At 69.4% G+C, this 2,000-nt stretch carries 2 protein-coding genes and 1 pseudogene; all 3 read right to left on the bottom strand.

Annotated features, from left to right (window positions below):
* Positions 1–953 (bottom strand): annotated as a pseudogene (locus KBI5_RS24580) (cell division protein FtsK); the annotation flags it as partial.
* A gap of 117 nt (positions 954–1,070) precedes the next feature.
* Positions 1,071–1,397 (bottom strand): hypothetical protein, encoded by a 327-nt coding sequence (locus tag KBI5_RS24575; RefSeq protein ID WP_011435587.1) that lies wholly within the window; start codon positions 1,395–1,397, stop codon positions 1,071–1,073.
* Entirely contained in the window at positions 1,394–1,798 is a 405-nt protein-coding gene (locus tag KBI5_RS24570; protein ID WP_011435586.1) for a hypothetical protein, read from the bottom strand. The genes KBI5_RS24575 and KBI5_RS24570 overlap by 4 nt, the downstream gene beginning before the upstream one ends.
* Between the last annotated feature and the right edge of the window lie 202 nt (positions 1,799–2,000).

Raw genomic sequence — 2,000 nt, 5'->3', positions numbered from 1 at the left:
CCGCCCTTCGGGTCGCACACCCACAGCTCCACCAGCCCCGCCCGCACCGCCGGACCGAGACCGCGGACGAGCGACCACAGCACCGAGCCCTTACCCGCCCCGGTCGCCCCCGCGACGAGCACGTGAGTTCCCCGGACCGGCAACGTCCAGGGACGGCCGTCCTCGCACCGTCCGACGGGCACCGCCGACAGCCCGGCGAGCAGCCGCGACGCACGCCCGCCACGGCGGACGAGAGCGGAGGGAACAGCTCCGGAAGGGTCAGAGCCGGCAGGGTCAGAGCCGGCATCGTCGGCGGAGTCGTCCGGATCGGTGGTGTCGTCCAGGTCCGGCGGAGTGACCGGCCGGGTCAGCGGATCCCGATGGTGGAAGGAGACCCGGACGAACCGAAACGTCTCCGCCCGCACCTGGCAGCGCCGAGCCCGGAACACGTGCCGCAAGGCTTCGGCCTGCTCCGCCCACTCCGCAGGGGTCTGCCCCGGCAGCAGCTCCACCCGCAGCACGTCCACCGACCGCGACGAACGGATCTTCCGAATCCGCGGGAAGTACTCGTCGAACGTCACCTGATCACCGGTCGACGTCGGCATGCGGATCGCCAGGTCGGTGTGCACCATCGCCGGCTTCCAGCGCCACCGGTAGACGAACGTCAGCCGCGCCCGTCCCCACACCCACCAGGCCACTGGCCCGAAGGACCGCGGATGCACCCGCCACCACGCGACCGCCACCAGGACCAAGGCCGCGACGAGCACGGCCAGGCCGACGAGCCCCACCCGGTTCACCACCAGAAGCAGGCCGACCACGAACGCCACGGCGACGCGGTGACGCCAGCAGCCCCGCAGCGCCAGCCACAGCAGCTTGCCGGCCACCGCCACCAGCAGCATCCACACCGGCACGCGCACCTTGTCGACCCGCGAGGGAACCCGCGGGAATCGCTGGTCACCGTTGATTCTGGACATGGCAATACCACCTGTTTTCGAGCGCACGAAACACAGACCGACGGGATTGACGAACGAAGAGGGAAAGGCGAGAAACGGGAATTCGTTTCCTCGTGATGCCGACGACCGGCGGGAAAACTACGCGGCGCGCGGCCCGGCCATGTCGTCAGCCGGAGCCGCTACCGCCACCGCCGCCGCTTCGGCGGATTCCGTGGCTTCCTGGGATTCGAACTGGAACTTCTCGTAGGCGATCAGGTAGTCGTTGACCGCCGCGAGCAGCTTGTACGCGAAGTCGACATGCCGGGCGTCCGGTTCCCGCCCCAGCGCCGACACGCTCAGGCTCACCCGCCCCGCGTCCACGACCAGGATCGGCGCGCGGTCGGGGTAGGTGTGGCAGGTCACCAACCAGTCCGCGCCGACGGACAGGCCGAGCGTCGCGTACGACTGCTTCGGCTCGCCGCTCACGCCGCCGCCCCCGTCCGCCGCAGCGGGCCGACCTGCCGCAGGCCCACCGCGCGCAGGGCGTACCCCTGCTTGGGGAACTTCCCGTTGATGTCCACCCACGGTGTGATCGTCAGCCCCTCGAACTGCACCGGCCGGAACGGCGTGCCCGGCATCGCCTCCGGCAGGACCGGCTGCACCGCGGCGGCGACCTTCACCTTCAGCTCCGCCTGCCGGGCCGCCGGGTCGGGGTCCAGCACGCGGACCGCCCAGACCCGCTCGCCGGTGTTCGGGTCGCGCTCCTGTGGATCGGGAGCGTTCGCCTTTACCTTGTCGTAGTCGTTCGCCGCCTCCACGCCGAGGACGAACGCCCCCGCCGGGAACACGTCCTCGAAACGCACCGGAATGCGTCGCGGTATCGCCATAGTCCGTCTACCTCCGTAGGGTCAGCCCCGCCACCGGAAGTCCGGTTTCTGTCGGGCAGCACCTACTCTGAACCGCTCACGAACCGATCGCCAAGCGCTTTCGTATCTATGTATACGGAGTGCGGATGGAAATTATCCGGTGACCGTCTAGAATGCGTTTCCACGACAACGTTATCTTTGACGAGTGACAAGCGAACGGGGG

Source organism: Frankia sp. KB5 (assembly GCF_002099325.1).
Lineage (GTDB): Bacteria > Actinomycetota > Actinomycetes > Frankiales > Frankiaceae > Frankia > Frankia casuarinae.
The sequence above is the reverse complement of the archived record's forward strand: the minus strand, read 5'-3'. Positions and strand labels throughout refer to the sequence as shown.